Origin of the sequence: Phaeodactylibacter luteus (genome assembly GCF_007993045.1) — a bacterium.
Taxonomy (GTDB): domain Bacteria; phylum Bacteroidota; class Bacteroidia; order Chitinophagales; family Saprospiraceae; genus Phaeodactylibacter; species Phaeodactylibacter luteus.
This window is the reverse complement of the sequence record NZ_VOOR01000021.1, coordinates 65,985-82,993: the sequence shown is the minus strand read 5'-3', so window position 1 is coordinate 82,993 and position 17,009 is coordinate 65,985. Positions and strand designations below refer to the sequence as shown.

Annotated in this window: 16 protein-coding genes; 2 read left to right on the top strand and 14 right to left on the bottom strand. The window is 53.0% G+C overall.

Annotation, left to right across the window (positions count from 1 at the left end; translation table 11 throughout):
• Window positions 1-9: 9 nt before the first annotated feature.
• On the bottom strand, window positions 10-2,427 hold the full coding sequence (locus FRY97_RS11585) for a hypothetical protein (protein WP_147167694.1): 2,418 nt from the start codon (window positions 2,425-2,427) through the stop codon (window positions 10-12).
• Between the two features lie 146 nt (window positions 2,428-2,573).
• Here FRY97_RS11585 and FRY97_RS11580 point away from each other — a divergent pair, with 146 nt between their 5' ends.
• Together FRY97_RS11580 and FRY97_RS11575 are read left to right on the top strand one after the other, a co-directional pair.
• On the top strand, window positions 2,574-2,993 hold the full coding sequence (locus FRY97_RS11580) for a DUF423 domain-containing protein (protein ID WP_147167693.1): 420 nt from the start codon (window positions 2,574-2,576) through the stop codon (window positions 2,991-2,993).
• A gap of 439 nt (window positions 2,994-3,432) precedes the next feature.
• Window positions 3,433-4,071, top strand: coding sequence for a porin family protein (locus FRY97_RS11575; protein ID WP_170254609.1), 639 nt, complete (start codon window positions 3,433-3,435; stop codon window positions 4,069-4,071).
• Between the two features lie 608 nt (window positions 4,072-4,679).
• Here the strand turns inward: FRY97_RS11575 and FRY97_RS11570 are convergent.
• The 13 genes from FRY97_RS11570 to nrfD form a co-directional block, all read right to left on the bottom strand.
• Window positions 4,680-4,952: a hypothetical protein gene (locus FRY97_RS11570; protein ID WP_147167691.1), complete on the bottom strand. Its 273-nt coding sequence runs from the start codon at window positions 4,950-4,952 to the stop codon at window positions 4,680-4,682.
• 89 nt (window positions 4,953-5,041) lie between these two features.
• A complete protein-coding gene (locus FRY97_RS11565) occupies window positions 5,042-5,620 on the bottom strand; it encodes a DUF420 domain-containing protein (RefSeq protein WP_147167690.1) in 579 nt (192 codons plus the stop codon).
• A gap of 7 nt (window positions 5,621-5,627) precedes the next feature.
• Window positions 5,628-6,260, bottom strand: coding sequence for a hypothetical protein (locus tag FRY97_RS11560; RefSeq protein ID WP_147167689.1), 633 nt, complete (start codon window positions 6,258-6,260; stop codon window positions 5,628-5,630).
• A gap of 143 nt (window positions 6,261-6,403) precedes the next feature.
• Complete coding sequence (locus tag FRY97_RS11555; RefSeq protein WP_147167688.1) at window positions 6,404-6,841, bottom strand: cytochrome C oxidase subunit IV family protein; 438 nt, start codon at window positions 6,839-6,841, stop codon at window positions 6,404-6,406.
• A 47-nt stretch (window positions 6,842-6,888) separates the two neighbouring features.
• Window positions 6,889-7,830 carry a cytochrome c oxidase subunit 3 gene (locus tag FRY97_RS11550; protein ID WP_147167687.1) on the bottom strand — a complete coding sequence of 314 codons (942 nt, stop codon included), beginning with the start codon at window positions 7,828-7,830 and terminating at the stop codon, window positions 6,889-6,891.
• A gap of 64 nt (window positions 7,831-7,894) precedes the next feature.
• Window positions 7,895-8,476 (bottom strand): cytochrome c oxidase subunit 3, encoded by a 582-nt coding sequence (locus FRY97_RS11545; RefSeq protein ID WP_147167686.1) that lies wholly within the window; start codon window positions 8,474-8,476, stop codon window positions 7,895-7,897.
• 5 nt (window positions 8,477-8,481) lie between these two features.
• Window positions 8,482-9,378: a heme o synthase gene (gene cyoE, locus FRY97_RS11540; RefSeq protein WP_246141697.1), complete on the bottom strand. Its 897-nt coding sequence runs from the start codon at window positions 9,376-9,378 to the stop codon at window positions 8,482-8,484.
• A 93-nt stretch (window positions 9,379-9,471) separates the two neighbouring features.
• On the bottom strand, window positions 9,472-11,328 hold the full coding sequence (locus FRY97_RS11535; RefSeq protein ID WP_147167685.1) for a cytochrome c oxidase subunit I: 1,857 nt from the start codon (window positions 11,326-11,328) through the stop codon (window positions 9,472-9,474).
• Window positions 11,329-11,412: 84 nt separating this feature from the next.
• Window positions 11,413-12,588: a cytochrome c oxidase subunit II gene (locus FRY97_RS11530; protein ID WP_147167684.1), complete on the bottom strand. Its 1,176-nt coding sequence runs from the start codon at window positions 12,586-12,588 to the stop codon at window positions 11,413-11,415.
• 130 nt (window positions 12,589-12,718) lie between these two features.
• Entirely contained in the window at window positions 12,719-14,008 is a 1,290-nt protein-coding gene (locus FRY97_RS11525; RefSeq protein ID WP_147167683.1) for a hypothetical protein, read from the bottom strand.
• A gap of 53 nt (window positions 14,009-14,061) precedes the next feature.
• On the bottom strand, window positions 14,062-14,991 hold the full coding sequence (locus FRY97_RS11520) for a c-type cytochrome (RefSeq protein ID WP_147167682.1): 930 nt from the start codon (window positions 14,989-14,991) through the stop codon (window positions 14,062-14,064).
• 22 nt (window positions 14,992-15,013) lie between these two features.
• A complete protein-coding gene (locus FRY97_RS11515; RefSeq protein ID WP_147167681.1) occupies window positions 15,014-15,544 on the bottom strand; it encodes a DUF3341 domain-containing protein in 531 nt (176 codons plus the stop codon).
• 32 nt (window positions 15,545-15,576) lie between these two features.
• Window positions 15,577-16,986, bottom strand: coding sequence for an NrfD/PsrC family molybdoenzyme membrane anchor subunit (gene nrfD / locus FRY97_RS11510; protein ID WP_147167680.1), 1,410 nt, complete (start codon window positions 16,984-16,986; stop codon window positions 15,577-15,579).
• Window positions 16,987-17,009 lie beyond the last annotated feature (23 nt).

The following is a 17,009-nucleotide window of genomic DNA, read 5'->3' as shown; positions in this document are numbered from 1 at the left end:
GCTTCTCCTTTATTCACGCAGCGCATACGCGTACAGGGCTTCCCCGTACACGCAATAGGCTACTCCATCGGCGACGGCCAAAGGGGATTGGCCTGAAACCGGGAACCCGCTCAGCAGCTGCCCTTGGCTATCTGCCAGATAGACCTTCCTGCGCTCCTTGTCTATCCACCCAACCCCCAGGGCACAAGTGAACACCCCGATCGGCCCCTTTACGCGGTGGGCCGTTTCCCATACCTGCCGAAACGCCTGCCCACTGTACCCGTGCAGCCTTATGTACTTCCCGTCCCAGCTGAGGTAATCGTACCGCTCATCTCCCCACAATGGCACAAACAACACCCCGCTTGCCCCTTTAGCCTGCTGCCCGAGGCTGAGCCGGAAAAATTCGCCCTCAAAATTGACCGCGGCAACGCGCCCGTCTGCTCCGCCGGCCAACAGCCTGTAGTGAGGGGGCTCGGCTTGCAATTGCAGCGACTGCCCAAACCCTTTCCCGAGTGGCACCGGCAAAAACCGGGGCGCTCCATCCCTGCGGAAAGCGTGGAGCAGCCCCGTGTCCGATAACGCAAAAAGGTAATCCTTCCCATCGCGCTGCGCGTGCTGCAGCCGGCTATGCACCGTGGTGTCAACTAGAGCCCTATCCCCCCAGCCTTCAAGCAGCCTCCCCCGCTGATCGTACCCTACTATGCGCTTATTGCTCAGCGGTGCCCATATCCCCAGCACGCCGGGCTTCTCCAGCACGCTCATTGTAGCGGCTGCGGTGCATACCCCTGGCCAGATCACCGGGAAGCCCGCTTCTGCCCGGCCCCGCTCATCCAACAGATAACCTGCCCTGGGGGTAGTAAGCAAAATACGCTGCCCGGCCCCCGTCTGCTCATTGCTCAGTACCACGGGCGGGCCAACCAGCGTATCCTGCAGCCTGGCCTCCCAGCTTACTGTGCCATCGGCCCCTATGCTCTGCACCCGCCCACCGCTCAGCTCCAGGAGTACCTGATCTCCAACAACATACGGCCCGGAAACGGCCATCCCATCAAGGGGCTTTTGCCAAAGCAAAGACAGGGCTGAAGCCCTGCCTTTCTGCCCGGCCGGCCCAGCCTGCAACGCCCATTTGCCATCCGGCCACTTATGCCCTTGCAGGTAGGAGAACCCGCTGAGCAATGCGCCAACCTCTTCCTGCCTGCGCTCAAAAGCTTGTGGCCATACCCCTGCCGACTTTTCTACATCGACAAACCACCAGGCGCTGAGCGCCCCGCCTTCCGGTGCTGCCGCTTCAGGGCGCCCCCCAAGGGTCAGCCCAAGCCAATATGCGCTAAGCGCCTGCTCCAGGGCCACTGCAGAGGGGCTTACCGCCAGATAGCTGCCCAAATCTGCCCAATAGGGATTGCGCAAACCGCCTGCTATATACTCTTCGAACAGGCCGTCGCCCAATACTTGCTGTACTTGGAAGACCTGAAAGGGGTACTCCTTCAAATACCCTATGTCTGCCCTTACCTGCTCTAGCGCCTCCGCCAGGGCTGCCTCTGCTGCGACAGGTAGGTACAAGACCCTGTTGTTGGCCAACTGCCCCGGCAGAGGCAGCTGCGCTACCGCATAGTGTGGCCCTGCCCAAGGCGATACGTACTGCTCGTAAAACCGCCCTGCCTTTGGCTGTGCGCCCTGAGCCCGCCACGATGCCCAAGCGATGTTCACCGGCAAGTGTGCCAGCACTCCGCTCTGCAAAAAGCCCGCGCTTTGCCCGGGGCTTTTTGCTGGCCCAGTGCCCAAAGTGTGCCCCTCCGCATATATGCCCCCGCCTTCACTCCGGAGGGCACCGGTCAATGCGGTGCCCCTTCCAGCTGATTTCAAAAGCTCCCGCCAAGGGGCCCCAAAGAAGCCGCTGCCCCAGGCCAAAAGGTTTTCTGTGCCCAGCCAAAAACGCCCTTCCTGCACACCGCCTTGCCAAAGTACACTCCCCCCATTGTCCAGTTCCTTTATCATCGCCTCTACCTGTGCCGGCATCCGCCCAAACAGGACCAGGTTCCTCACCCTTGCCGCCATACAGCCTGAGCCGGCTGCGTATACCCCTACGCCACGGTACACTGAGACGGGCGCTCCTGAGGGCGCCCACTCGCACCGGCTGTCTACCCCGGCCAGCGCATAACGGCCCGCAGATACCCGGTTGGCCATCAGCAGCTCGGGCAAACGGCCAGAGCCTATGACCTGCTGAACCGCCGTGAGGTCTTCCTCCAGCTCCGGGAACAACCGGAAAAGCACCTGCCCCGTTACGGAATCCACTAGATTATCCTTATTTTTAGCCGCGTGTGGAGCCCATATCAGGGCCGCGCTCTCCGGCAGCGCCTCCCTGGCATCAAACGGATAAATAAAAAAGTAGTACACAGCCGCTGCCGGCATCATCAGTGCAGCAACCGCTGCCCAGTGCTTGACCTTTATCATGACCCTATTTTCTTGAATTTTGCTTCGAAAGCGGCACAAATGCCCCGCTGCGAATGTACGCGAGCAGCCACGTACCCAACAAATAATTGTACCAGTATTCGGCCCAGAACCTCACGGGCAGGCGCAGGATACTCAATCTAAAGACCATGAGAAAAACTTTTCTCCGCCTAGGCAGCCTCGCTGCGATGACAGCAGTCATGCTCGGCGCATTCGGCGCCCATGCCCTCAAGGCAGCACTTTCGCCCGAAGCCCTCAATACCTTCGAAATTGGCGTCCGCTACCAATTTTATCACGCCCTTGGCCTTATCGCCATTGGGCTCCTCCTCTACTGGCGCAAAACCAACCTCCTGCATTGGGGCGGGTGGCTGTTCACCGCCGGCATCCTCGCTTTCTCAGGCTCCCTCTACCTGCTTTCTGCAAGGGAGCTGCTCGGGCTCGATGTATCTTGGATCGGCCCCGTCACCCCTATCGGAGGCGTTTTTTTTATCGCCGGCTGGGGCTGCCTCCTCTTTGCGACCTTTCAGGACAACCAGAAAACTTACCGCAAAAAGCACAGCGAAAACTGACCCGCTGATCAGGTACTGCCCTTCATGGGCCTACCCTCGCCCTGCGGCTCGGGTCGCTACGCTGCGGGGCTCGCTTCTCGCTCGGCCCTATCGGGCTTGCCACCCCTCCGCATCGCTAGTCCAGCCCTGCATAATTTTGCCCCACCGCCCAGCCTGGCTGATCATGGACTAGTGGTCTGTCGAGTGTTAATTTATGGGTTGAGTGGGAGCGAATTTTGAGGCTAATCAAGGCGGATGTTCCCGCGCATAGCAGCGCTACGTAAGGGGTTGTCCAACGAAGAGTAGCCTCAAAAGTCGCCGCAGGCAACCCCTAGTTTTAGCCTTGACAGACCACTAGCACAGCCAGGCAACAAGCCCTATGCTCCACTTTAACAATTGTGCTTCGCACATCCCTCCTCCGGCCGGCGTTCAAGCAGCGTACCTAATAATCAAACGAATTATGAAAAACACGCTTTTTGCCGCTCTTGCCCTCTTATTCGCCACACCTGCACTGTACGCACAGAGCGTATACCTCGGCCCCAGAATTGGCGCTCACTTTGCCAACGTGAAGTGGGATGGGGAAAATGAACCGGACTCCGATAACCGGACCGCCGTCCTTTACGGGGCAGCACTTGAACTGCCCATAACGCGCCACCTCAAACTCCAGCCAGAAGTCAACTATGTGGTGCGGGGCTATACTTCGGAAAGCGAAATCCTAGGGGCCAATGTCGCTAGAGAACTGAAGCTCAATTACCTGGACTTTGGAGGGCTCTTGAAGGTCAAGACCAATGACGAAGGGCTCCACGCCTACTTGGGCGCGGGCGCTTTCTACAGCTATGCCCTAAGCGGCGAGACGACCTTCAACGTCGGCAACGTAAGCCAGACTAACGAAATTGAGTTCGACAGGATGGAATCTTATGAAAGGGGCGACCTCAGCCTTGCTTTGGGCGCAGGCCTACAGCTCCCGCTTGGGCAGAGCTTCCTCTTTGCAGACGCCCGCTACCTCTACGGGCTGAACGATGTGGACAATCAAGATAATGATGTAGAGATCAAAAACCGCGGCCTTAGCCTTTCTGCGGGCTTGCTCTTCCCCCTCTAGCCAAGCTTATGCCTTGGGATGCCAAAAGCCCTGCCCGGGAAGTCTCCGGGCAGGGCTTTGGCTTGTATGTTCCACAAGGCTATACATTGGGCAGCAATTCTTAGGCCAACTGTAAACAGCAGCGCTTGGAGCTGGTTGGAGCGGTTCCGTCCAAAAACCAAGGCGCTTAGAGCGCAAACCAATATGCCGCAGGCGTTTATGCTCTCCGGGCTCTAGTGCCTCAAGCCATAAATCCTTGCCACCCCAAGTTTCGTTCTTTTCCGCCTACTCTTCGTTAAAGAACCGCTCCTTTAGCTCGGGCTAAAGTCGCGAACCTTCGCCTTGATTAGCCGGAAAATAACTTCAACTTAAGTATCATAGATTTATGACTTAAGGCACTAGCCTGGCATTGGCCTAGCGCTGCGCAGGGGCGGCAGGCCCGATAGGGCCGAGCGGATAGCGAGCCCCGCAGCATAGCGGCACCTGCCCGATGGCAGGGGCAGGCCCCTATCCTTGCGGAGGGGGCAGGCAAGAAAAAACGGAATTCTAGTTTGCGCCTATGAAAATTTAGAAAAGAAGCCGGGCCCATCAGGCGTTGATTGGCAACAGGAACGGGCTCCAAACAGGCCTTAATCTTCCAAAATCAGGTCGTCCTCTCCTTCCCTGCGACGGTTGCGCCACCACATAAAACCAATAACGCCTATGATCATATAGGGCGTCGCGAGCATATAGAGGATCCCGTTGTTCAGCCCCCGCCCGTCTGTGCCCCCATTCTTGAGGTTGCTTTCAGCAGACATACGGCACATTGGGCACTGTGCCTCAGCCACCTGAGGGGCAGCAGTAAAAGCCAGTGCCAGGCTCAATACCAAAATACGGCTATAAAAAGTGATTTTGTTGCTCATTGTCTCAATTTTTCAAACGTGCGGAATGCCCCACTGTGCTACACAGCGTTCACAATATCTAACCGCCAAGGCTCCTAAAAAGATGCCGATCAAGGGTAATATGGCATTAACATGAAATAAGCCACCGGGCCGGTCACCGCTACATAAAACCATACCGGCCAAACCCAACGTGCCATTTTGCGGTGGCGGTCAAACTGCCCCGTATACGCTCTAATGAACGTAAACAAGATAAACGGCAAACTGACAGCAGCCAAGACAATATGGCTCAGGAGCAGTACAAGGTAGCCAGTACGTGCACTGCCAACGGCAGCCAGCTCTGCTTCGTCGAGCAGCCCATCGTGGTTCAGATCGCCGAAGATGGTCTCCGGGGTCGTAAAGTGGTACGCCACGTAGGACAGCAAAAACAAAACGCTCAGCCCCAAGGCAGTGTACATGGCCATCCGGTGGGCTTCCATATTCTTTTGCTTGATGAAATATAGCGCCACCAACAGCACTACCGCTGTCACTGCGTTGACCCCTGCGTGGAAAGGGGCAAGGAAGGAGAGATCGACGCCCTCCGGCAAAGGGATTTTAACCCGGCGCATCAGCCCTACCAAAACCAATACGACTCCCGTGAACACCCATGCTGCCGCATTCAGTTTCCGGGCCAGTTGTAAATTCGCTGCCATGTTGTGCTTATTTTTCGGTTTCCCGTAGGAAGATAATATCAGGCTCCTCCAGCGGGTGCAAGTTCAGGGTAATATGCTTTACAAGTAATTTCAAATCATCTGGCCGGAGCAGATCGTAGTAGCCTCTGATCATACTGCTATCGGCAAAAAACAAGTGGCTGTTGCGGGCCAGCCCTCCGGTAGCCTCCGGAAGGGCTGCAGCCTGAGCCAGTTGCCCTAGCTCCTCTCCTGTGCCCTCCAGGAAGAAGACCTGCGAGGTATCCGCAACTTCAAACTCCTGCAGGAAGGCCTGAGCACTGCGCTGCGGCCCTTCTGAAAAAGCAACAAAACAAACATCCGGACGGCCATCAAACTGCTGCTTCAACCGGGATAGCACGTCCCCGTAAGCTGCCTTGTGCGCCGGGCTGTAAAAGTAGCCTACGACCAAGAGGTCAGCAAAGCGGTTGCTATGGACCACAGCATCGTTGTAATTCTTGAGGTGGAATTCCGGCAAGGGCGCTATATCCTGAAGCTCTGACCGTGCCTGCAGGCGGTAGTCAAGCCCAGTCTGTAGATAATACCAAGACCCTAACGGGAGAAAGACCAGAAAGAGGAAAAGCCCTGCAATCTGAACCAAGTTTTTACCTTTAATAATCGCCATATCCTTTTTTATTCGCCATGCAACCTTATCGCTGCTGCCCGGAAAAGAAACACCCCGGCCCGGCAATTGTTGCTATTGAAAAAGGGCAGAAAAGCTATTGCCCCCCTGCCCTTTTAGGTTATTCCCAATGACTGGCGCGAAGCTTAGCCGCGGAATTCGAACTCCACAACCTTGCCTTCCAGCATCATACCTTGCAAGTTCTCTTTTGACTGATCTTTGGCGGGCAGTTCGTCCTTCTCCTTGATCAGCTCACGACGGTTTTTCCAGCTTGTCCCTTCCTGAAAAAAGGCGATGATCGCCCAAATCAACAGTGCACAAGGGAGCAGCACGCTAACCGCCAGCCCTTTTACCTCATACCGCATGTGCATGAAATCATAAATTATGAAGTAAGCCTTATAAAGCGAAAGCACTATAAGGATGAGGCCCACCACATAGGCTAGCCAGTTGTAATCTTCCAGGCCAGCTATGATGTGCCCTTTGCCTAAGAGTGAAAAGAATACTTCCACCAGAGTAACGACTGCAAGCAGCACCAGCCCCTTGTAAACCAGCTTCTTTGATTCTTCGTAACTTAAATGTCCCATTATCTTTTGCTTGTTTTTTTGTGATTATAAAGCCGCAGCACAGCGGGTTACAGTAGGTAAAACACCAGGAACACAAATACCCACACCAAGTCTACAAAGTGCCAGTACAGCCCGATTTTTTCTACCATCTCGTGCCCGTTCTTGCGCGCCATGTACAAGCCGCTGCCGGCATTGATCATGATGATAAAGAGGAACACCACTCCTGAGAACACGTGGAAGCCGTGGAAGCCGGTGATGAAGAAAAAGAGGGCGCCAAATGCCTTAGGGCCGAAGCTCTCCATCTTTACCATACCCGCATCAGGGCCTTCCGTAACCAAGAATTTGCGCTGAATGAAGCCTTCTTCATTCACAAAGTAGCCGGCATGATCGCCTGCGGAATAGTCGTGCGCAGCATGATCGCCGCCGTGGTCGCCTTCGCCATGCCCAGCACCCGCTTTATGGATCAGGTAGCTGTCGCCCACCTCGATAACTTCTTCTGTCTCTTTGCCATCAGCATCCAAATAGACTCCAGCTTCCGTGTGCGTGCCGAAAGGGTTGACGTCCACAGTCATGTGCTCAGTAGCAATCAGGTTGGTCCATTCCCAAGCCTGACAACCGAGGAAGCCGATCCCGCCGAGTATCGTCAGCAACATCCAAAATACTACGCCGTTCTTATTCTCCCTTTGCCCTTCCTGTACTGCACGTACCATCGTGACAGAGCTGATGATCAGCAGGAAAGACATGACGGTAACGAAAATCAATGGGGCATCGTGAATGCCGAAAGGGGCTGTGGAGAACACAAAATCAGGCACCGGCCAAGTCGGGCTGCTGAATCGCAGCGCGCCATAAGCAATCAGAAAACCTGCAAAGGTGAATGCATCAGAAAGCAGGAAGTACCACATCATCAGCTTGCCGTAGCTTGCCTTGAACGGCTCGTTGCCACCGTCCCATGCCGAACCAGATTGATTCTGCATGCCTTGTTTTTCGATTACGGTATCTGTTGTCGCCATCGGTTATCGAAAGTTTTGTTTGTTTCAGTTTATAAGCCGCTGTAGGCGGCCCGTTCTTTGTTCTTTATGACTGCTGCAGCGTGAAAAACACCAGCAGATAAACCCATAGGAAGTCGACGAAATGCCAGTATATCAGCGTCAGCTCAAAGCGGAGCTTACGGGCGTTGGTCACTTTGTGCGGCAAGGCCATCGCGTGTACCGAAGCGATCAAGAGTACCGCAATGCCGCCCAGGATGTGTGCCGCGTGGATGCCCGAAATCACATAAACGAAAGAGCCCGAGGGGTTCGTCGTCAGTTCTACACCTATCGCAGTCAACGCCAGCCAGCCCTGATACTGCAAAACTAAGAAAGCAAGCCCCAAAATTAAAGTAATCGGGAGCAATACTCGGTAAAGCCGTGTCTGCCCACGCTTAAAAGCCAAATAGGAGCTGTGCAACGTAGCACTGCTCAATAAAATGACTACGGTGCTGATGTAAAACACATCGGGCATCCGGAACTCTAGCCAATTCCCCGCAGCCTGCCTGACGATGTAAGCGCTCGTAAACGCCGCGAACATCATCAAAATGCTAGCGCAGCCCACCCAAAGGGCAAACTTCTTGGGGTGAATCTTATTTCTTCTATATTCTGTTGCCACAGTCAGACTCATTGTTGTTAGATTTTATCGGCCCAAAAGGCGATAAGCGAAACCGGGATATACAGAAAAGAGAAAAACATAAGCTGTAAAGCTGACCGCCGGTCCGCCTTTCGGAAAAAATTCCAGCTGAACGCTACATAGCAAAGGCTGAGTAATATCACAATTCCTAGAGAAACCACGCCGGTCGTGCCCAAGTAGTAAGGGAGCATGCTCACCGGCAGCAGCATCAACGAATAATACAGAGCTTGCTTGCCGATCACAGCGTCGGGTTTGCCCTCTGCTGATGCCGGCACCAAACTGTAGCCCGCCTTGCGGTAATCCTCAAAACCCAGCCAGCCAATCGACCAGAAATGAGGAAACTGCCATAAGAACTGCAGCGCGAACAGGCTGAGGGCTAAAGGGGTCAGCCCGCCTTGTGCCGCTACCACCCCGATCAGGGTTGGCAAAGCTCCAGGTATAGCACCGATGAACACCGCCGAAGGGGATATCCGCTTCATCGGCGTGTATACAAATGCATACAGCACCAGAGAGAATGTACCAAAAAAGGCAGTCCATGGATTGAACATAGCCAGTAAGGTAATCCCTGCCAAGCTCATCATGCCAGCAGACAAGACCGCCTCCGATACAGCCATACGGCCCGCCGCCAACGGGCGGTCTGCCGTACGCTTCATCAAACGGTCAAAATCTTTCTCCAGTACCTGATTCAGCGTGTTGGCAGCTCCTGTTACCAGAAAACCGCCCGCCGCCAAAATACCTACAGCAAGCAGATCGCTTGCCTGAGAAGCAATCAGGAAAGCAACCACAGAAGAAAAAACAACGGTAACTGTAAGCCGGAATTTCACCAGCATCTTGTAGTCGCGTACCTTCTGTAGAATCTGCTCTAGCCAGCTAAGCTGTCCGGATTTTGTGAACACGTCAGTGCTATTGTATTACAGGAGGTAAGCCCCGGCTGAGGCATTACCTCCTGCAAAATGATTGAATGATTTTCTATGTTGCCCAGCTTTCAATTAATGGGCATCCTTGGACTCATCTGCCCCGACCGGCTTGATCTGGGAGATGTAATCCTTCCCGTCCTTGCCATAATCATAGGCCCAACGCTGTACAGCGGGGATTTTGCCATCCCAGTTGCCGTGGCCCGGCTTAATAGGCGTCGTCCACTCCAGTGTGGTCGCTTTCCATGGGTTGCGCGTGGTCATCTTCTTGCCTTTCCAAATGCTGTAGAAGAAATTGACTACAAACAGAAGCTGGAAGCCGAAGGTAACAATCGCAGCAATCGTGATGAACTGATTCATAGCATCGAAGGTGCCGAATGCTGCGAAGCTATCAAAGCGATAGTAGCGGCGTGGCACCCCTGCCATGCCCAAGTAGTGCATAGGCCAGAATATTGCGTAGGAGCCAATAAGGGTGCCCCAGAAGTGGAGCTTGCCCAAGGTCTCATTCATAAAACGGCCGTACATCTTAGGGAACCAGTTGTAAATGCCTGCAAACATGCCAAAGAATGCCGCAACACCCATCACAATGTGGAAGTGGGCTACCACGAAATAGGTATCGTGCAGCTGAATGTCGATGGCAGAGTTGCCCAAGAAGATACCGGTAAGGCCACCTGAAATGAACAGAGAAACGAAACCGATGCCGAAAAGGCTCGCAGAGTTGAAACGGATACTACCGCCGTACAGCGTTGCAATCCAGTTGAAGACCTTCACCGCAGATGGTACTGCAATGATGAGCGTGAAGATCACAAAGAAATTAGATATGAAAGGGTTCACACCAGACATGAACATGTGGTGTGCCCACACAATGAACGACAGGAAGGCAATCGCCAGGATAGAATACACCATAGCTTTGTAACCGAAGATCGGCTTGCGGGAGTGTACAGAAAGCACCTCTGAGACAATGCCCATCGCAGGGAGGATGATGATGTACACCTCCGGGTGGCCCAAGAACCAGAACAAGTGCTGATACAGGATCGGGCTGCCACCTACGTGGTCAAGGGCTTGCCCCCCAATGAAAATTTCACTGAGGAAGAAGCTCGTGCCCAAGCTGCGGTCGAAAGTTAACAGCAACATGGCTGATACGAGTACCGGGAAAGAGAGCAGACCGATAACCGCAGTAATGAAAAAGGCCCAAATGGTCAGCGGCATACGCCACATGCTCATCCCTTTCGTGCGCATGTTCAGTACGGTAGTGATATAGTTCACCCCACCCAACAATACGGATACGATAAAGAAGACCAGCGAGACGATCCACAGCGTCATGCCCGCGCCAGACCCCGTAGAGGCTTGCGGCAGCGCACTAAGCGGCGGATAGGCAGTCCATCCTCCTGAGAAAGGCCCTGTGTTCAAAAACAAAGAGAAGAACATGATAACACCCGCCAGGAAGAAAAACCAGTACGAGAGCATATTCATGAAGGGCGACGCCATGTCGCGAGCGCCAATCTGCAAGGGGATGAGCAGATTCGAGAACGTACCGCTCAGGCCCGCAGTCAATACAAAGAATACCAGAATAGTACCGTGCATTGTGACCAATGCATAGTAGAATTCAGGCGCAAGAGAACCAATGCCCGCATCGTTTACGGTAATCCATTTACCGAGGACAGGCTTCAGCCATGCCATATTCTCCTCTGGAAAACCCAGCTGAAGGCGGAAAACAAGGGACATCAGGCCCCCCACAATTGCCCAGAACATACCTGTAATCAGGAACTGCTTGGCAATCATCTTGTGGTCCTGGCTGAAAATGTAAGTCGTAATAAAGTTCGACTGAAACTTATCTCCGTGGTGATGATCGTGAAAGTGATCATCGTAGCCGTGCTCCTCTATGAGAAGGTCATCTTCGTGTACTACCGGCTCGGTTATTACGTTAGCCATCTGCTGAAAATTTTATTTAATGTTATCCTAGTTCTTAAACTAATGCAATTGTTCTAACAATGTTTTGCTGAAGATGTTGACAGCTTACTCCGCTGCCGCCTCCTCTGCAGGTGCTTCTTCCATATCCTGAGAAGCGTCCGTAAGGGCTTCTGCTTCCGCCGGGGCTTCAGTAGCAAACGGATCGTTGTCTGTGCCCTTGATGGTTGACTCATAATAAGACTGCTGCTTAGATAGCCAATCTTGATATTCGGCCTCGCTTACTACTTTCACCACACGGCGCATAGCGTAGTGGCCTGTACCGCAAAGCTCTGCACAAGCCAGCTCGTAATCGAATACCTCGAACTTCGCAGGGCTTTCAGGATCATCCGGGTCAGAAGGCTGATGCCATTCGGGATACTTAGGCTGCCCATTTTCATCCAGCGCGCCCAGTTTCGCCCGGTACTCCTCCGTAGTGATCGTCGGCGTAAATACAAAGTAAGTCGGCATGCCAGGCACAGCATCCATCTTCACCCGGAAGTGCGGAATGTAAAAGTTGTGCAGTACGTCCCGCGAAGTAATCCGCGCACGTACCTTTTTGCCTACAGGCAGGACAATCTCGCTCGGATGGAAATCGTCCAAGTTCTTTTCGTCAGACCAAACCTGCCCAAGCGGATTAGATGCAGAAATCAGCTTGTAATCCCGGGCGCCCAGCTTCCCATCAGGACCAGGGTAGCGCAGGTGCCATGCAAACTGATAACCAGTGCCTTCTATTTCAATAAAATCTTCTCCTTCCGCTACATCAGCCATTACTTCATTCCAAGCTTCAAGACCGCCCACAACGAGGAACGTCATGACAACTGCAGGGATAGCAGTCCAAATGACCTCTAGACGGTTGTTGTGAGAAATGTACTCTGCCTTCACACCGCGGCGTGCACGGTACTTATAAGCAAAATAGAAAAGCAGGATCTGCGTAATGATGAATACAATGCCCGTAAAGAACAAGGTAAGGTTGAAGATGTAGTCTATGCTACCGCCATGTGCAGAGGCTGACTCGTTGGGGCCGTACCACAGCATCGAATCTTTGTAATATAGAGCCGATACAACCGTTCCGATCAGGAATAATACCATGAAGATCATGGAATATCCGGCCTGAGTGCGGTTGGTGCGTTCCTGTGCTTCCTCTTCACCACGGATTTTGCTCGCCAGTTCCGTTACCTTGCCGATTTGAACGACAATGATCCCGATTAGTATGACGCAAAGTAGAACTAATAAAGCAGTCATTATGTCTACGCTTAATTTATTATTGTAATCTGTGCTGTCGTATGATCAAAAATACACCCTTATAACACGAAAAGGGAAAATTGTGATTTCAAAGACAAGCTGTTTAGAATCAGTCTAAATAAGCTGTCTTCTAGTGCCCGTCGTCTCCGTGCAGCTCCACGTGGTGATGCAGGGATTCCTCCAGGTACGGGTCGTTCTTAGGAACCAACGGCGCTTTAGCCAGCTGATTCAGGACAACAAAAAGGAAAAGTGCCAGGAATCCGAGCATCGTGCCGATCTCGAGCAGCCCAGGCAGGCTATAGCCCATCGCAAATTCCATTGCACTGTGGCCTGCTTCGTGTGCACCGTGGTCGCCTCCGTGGTGCGCCATGGCCTCCATCGCCGTAATGCGGGCGCCAGGCTTGATCATCTGGAAGAAATCCCACCAGTGGCCAAAGAGCACTACGATAGAAGCAAATACCATAGTGCCATACTTACGCTTGGTATCATTGCGCATGAGGACGAAGAAAGGCGCAATAAAGTTCAGCAGAAGATTGCCGTAAAACAACACCGGATAGTCCTCTTGGCGCTGTTGGAAGTAAACCGTCTCTTCACCGACGTTGCCGTACCAGATCAACATATACTGCGAGAACCACAAGTAAGTCCAGAAAATGCTGAAAGCAAATAGGAACTTGCCAAGGTCGTGCAAGTGCTCTTGGGTCACTTTCTCTAGGTAGCCCTTGCTCTTCAGGTAAGTAATGAGGATGATGGTAAGGGCAATGCTCGATACGAACCAGCTTGCGCCAGCGTACCAAGCAAAGAGCGTACTATACCAGTGGGCGTCAAGGGACATAATCCACTGCCAGATCACTGCTGCGCTTGAAAAGCCAGCGATAGGCAGGAAAGCAGCCGCCCAGATGCGGTATTGTTTGTGGTGAGTGTAAGCAGTCGTGCCGTTCTTGTCCTCGTCCAAAGAAATGGAGCGCATCTTCCAGGCAAAGAAGACCCAAAGGCCAACGATGACCGCTGTGCCGCCAGCGTACCAACCGCTGTTCAGGAAGCCCGACTTGCCATTCAAAATGGTGTCGTTAGCTACAGCTTCCGCATCGGTCCAGTGGTAAAGGTGGTTCAAATGGCCAACCACGCTAATGACAACAATCCCCATAAGAATAAGGCCAGGGATAAGGAACATAGAATACGCTTCCCAGATCCGCTTGATCAGGGTATACCAGCCAGCCATGGCGGTTGTAAATGCAGCTATGGTGAACAAACCCATGAATGCAATCCCGGTAAAGAAAACCGAGTTGTGCAGGAAGTTGGTCCAGAATCGCGTATGGAACATGTCATCCCCGAGAAAGGTGATGATCATGCACAGCAGCCCAAGCCCCATGAACCCAAAAAGGACATTCCTTTGCTTGCTAGTGATGGTGAATTGGTCCATTAGATATCTTTAGTTTGTATAGTTTATCAAAACTGTTTCCGGAAAGCTCGCGCTTACTTCTTTCCATGCCCGCCCCCGTGGCTATCGCCACCGTGCGAACCGTCCTCTTCTCCGTGGCTGCCTCCTTCTGCAGGAGCTGCCTCCTCAGGCGCCACTTCCTCGTCTGTCACTTGCTGTGCAATAGGGGCTACCTTGCTTGCAGGTGTGCCAAATGCAGGGTTGAGGGTGTTGGACTCAGCCGTGTATTCTGCTTTCTTTTCTTTGGCTTGCAGGGCGCGGATCCAGTGGATTACCTGCCAGCGCTCTTCGTAGGAGATTTTGTCCGCATAGCCGCCCATTACGTTCTTGCCATACATGATTGCATGGTAATAACGGCCGTTGGAGGCTTCTAAGAACTGATCGAGCAGGAAGTTGGCCGGCGCTGCAGGGTAAGCAGCATTTGGGTTCTCCTCGCTTACCAGATAGCCCACACCGTCGCCTTTCTCGCCGTGGCAAATGCCGCAGAATTTATTGTATAAGTCCTTGCCGCGCTCCAAGCCTTCGGCTGTAATCGGGTAAGGGTTGGCAATCAGCTCCGCTGTGGCACGCTCGCGCTCAGGCTCGGTGTCCTTATAGTAATAAGGCACGTGGCCGTTCACAGGCACTGAAATCCCATTGACTTCGTCATCCCCGTTTAGGGAAGCCATAACGGCTTGCGCCGAAGGGCCGTCCGTGCTTTGGCTCGCCAAGTAAGCGCCCGCATAGCCACGGGGCACCGTACCTGAAACCGGAAGGCCAGGATTGGCAATATCCTTGAGCTTTACCACAGAGGCGCTGTCCCAAGTATTGTAATAGTAATAGGAATATACGTTGGCTTCCTGTGCAACCGAGTGGCCCATGTCAGGCATGTACTCGCTGCCCGGATAGTTGCCCTCAGCCGGAGAACAAGCATGCAGGACAACAACCGCAACGAATGCAAACAGGATATGCTTGAAAGTTTTCATTATACTCAGTTTGAGATGGCTCTTAAATAGACTTGGTATTGACCTCCGATGCGCCAGACTGGCTCAGGAACCCTTTCACCTTATCAATGAAAGTAGGCTCTGCCCCCGTTACATCAAATGCAATACAAAACTTGTCATCTGTAATCCGGTCGTCTAATGTCTTGTTCACCACGCCCGGGCCGAGGCCGCAGACGATGTAGAAAGACACCACCATGCCCACCGCCGCAAACAATACCGTCAGCTCGAATGTGATGGGGATAAAGGCCGGTGCAGAAAAATAAGGCTTACCTCCAAAAATGATAGGCCAGTCGCGGGTGAACACCCACGTCATGAACAAAAATGCCGTCAGCGTGCCCAGTGCACCGTACACAAAACCCGCAATGTGAAGGCGGCTTTCTGCCAGCCCCAGCTTGGGGTCCAAACCGTGTACAGGGAATGGCGTGAATACTTCCGAAATCTCCAGATGCTCCGCTTTCGCCTGATCTACCGCCTTGAGCAGGTACTCCTCATCGTCGTACAGGCCGTATAGGACTTCTTTATTTTCCTTGCTCATTATCCTTAATTATCGATTGTTCAACAATGGGGTTAGTGTGCCGCCTCCTTAGTAGAAGCATGAGTGCGGTTAGCCTCAGGGCCAACATACTGATCGCCTCCGCTCTTGAGGATGCTCTTGATCTCTGCTACCGCAACTACAGGGGCTACCCGTACGAAAATGAGGTAAAGCGTAAAGAACAAGCCCAGAGAGCCTATGAATATGATGATCTCTACCCATGTCGGAACGTAGTAGCTCCAGCTTGAGGGCAGATAATCTCGCGCCAGTGTGGTAGCAATAATCACAAAGCGCTCGAACCACATCCCGATATTTACAAAAATGGACATCACGAAGGTGACGAAAATATTGCGGCGTAGGCTCCTCCACCAGAAAATCTGTGGTGACAGTACGTTGCACGACATCATGCCGATATATGACCAATAGTAAGGGCCCAACACCCGGTTGTAGAATGCAAACTGCTCGTAAATGTAGCCAGAGTACCAAGCAATGAACAACTCTGTCAGGTATGCTACACCCACAATGGTACCTGTCGCCAAAATTACCTTGTTCATGCTCTCAATGTGCGCAAGCGTAATGTAATCCTCTAGCTTGAGGATTTTGCGCGTCATGATCATAAGGGTCTGTACCATAGCGAAACCTGAGAAGATCGCGCCCGCCACAAAGTAGGGTGGGAAAATCGTGGTGTGCCAGCCAGGGATTACAGAAGTGGCAAAGTCGAAAGATACGATAGTGTGTACAGAAAGTACAAGTGGCGTAGCCAAGCCTGCCAGTACAAGAGAAAGGGCTTCCCAACGCTGCCAGTGCTTAGCGCTGCCCGTCCAACCGAACGAAAGCAGGTTGTAAATCTTGCGGCGGATCCCCTTCGCACGGTCCCGTACCGTTGCAAAGTCAGGTACCAAACCGGTATACCAGAACAGCAAGGATACCGTAAAGTAGGTAGAGATCGCAAATACGTCCCACAGCAGCGGCGAGTTGAAGTTCACCCACAGTGGGCCCCGTGTGTTGGGGTAAGGGAAGATAAAGAAAGCCAGCCAAATACGCCCCATGTGGATCAACGGGAACTGCCCCGCACAGATAACGGCGAAAATGGTCATCGCCTCCGCTGCCCGGTTTACACCGGTCCGCCACTTCTGACGGAAAAGGAGGAGGATGGCTGAGATCAATGTACCGGCGTGGCCGATACCTACCCACCAAACAAAGTTGGTAATGTCCCAGCTCCATCCGATTGTGCGGTTCAGGTTCCAAGAACCGATACCTTTCCAGATGGTCCAGGCCACACCGAAAACGAACAAGGCAAGGCCAGTCACCGCAACGATGAAGGCCAGCACCCATGCCGCACTTGGCGTACGCTCTGTGGGCGAGCAAATATCTTCTGTAATCTGATGGTAAGACTTACCCCCAGTTACTAATGGCTCACGAATCGGAGATACTACTGCACTCATTATATAGAGTCGTTAAAAGTTAT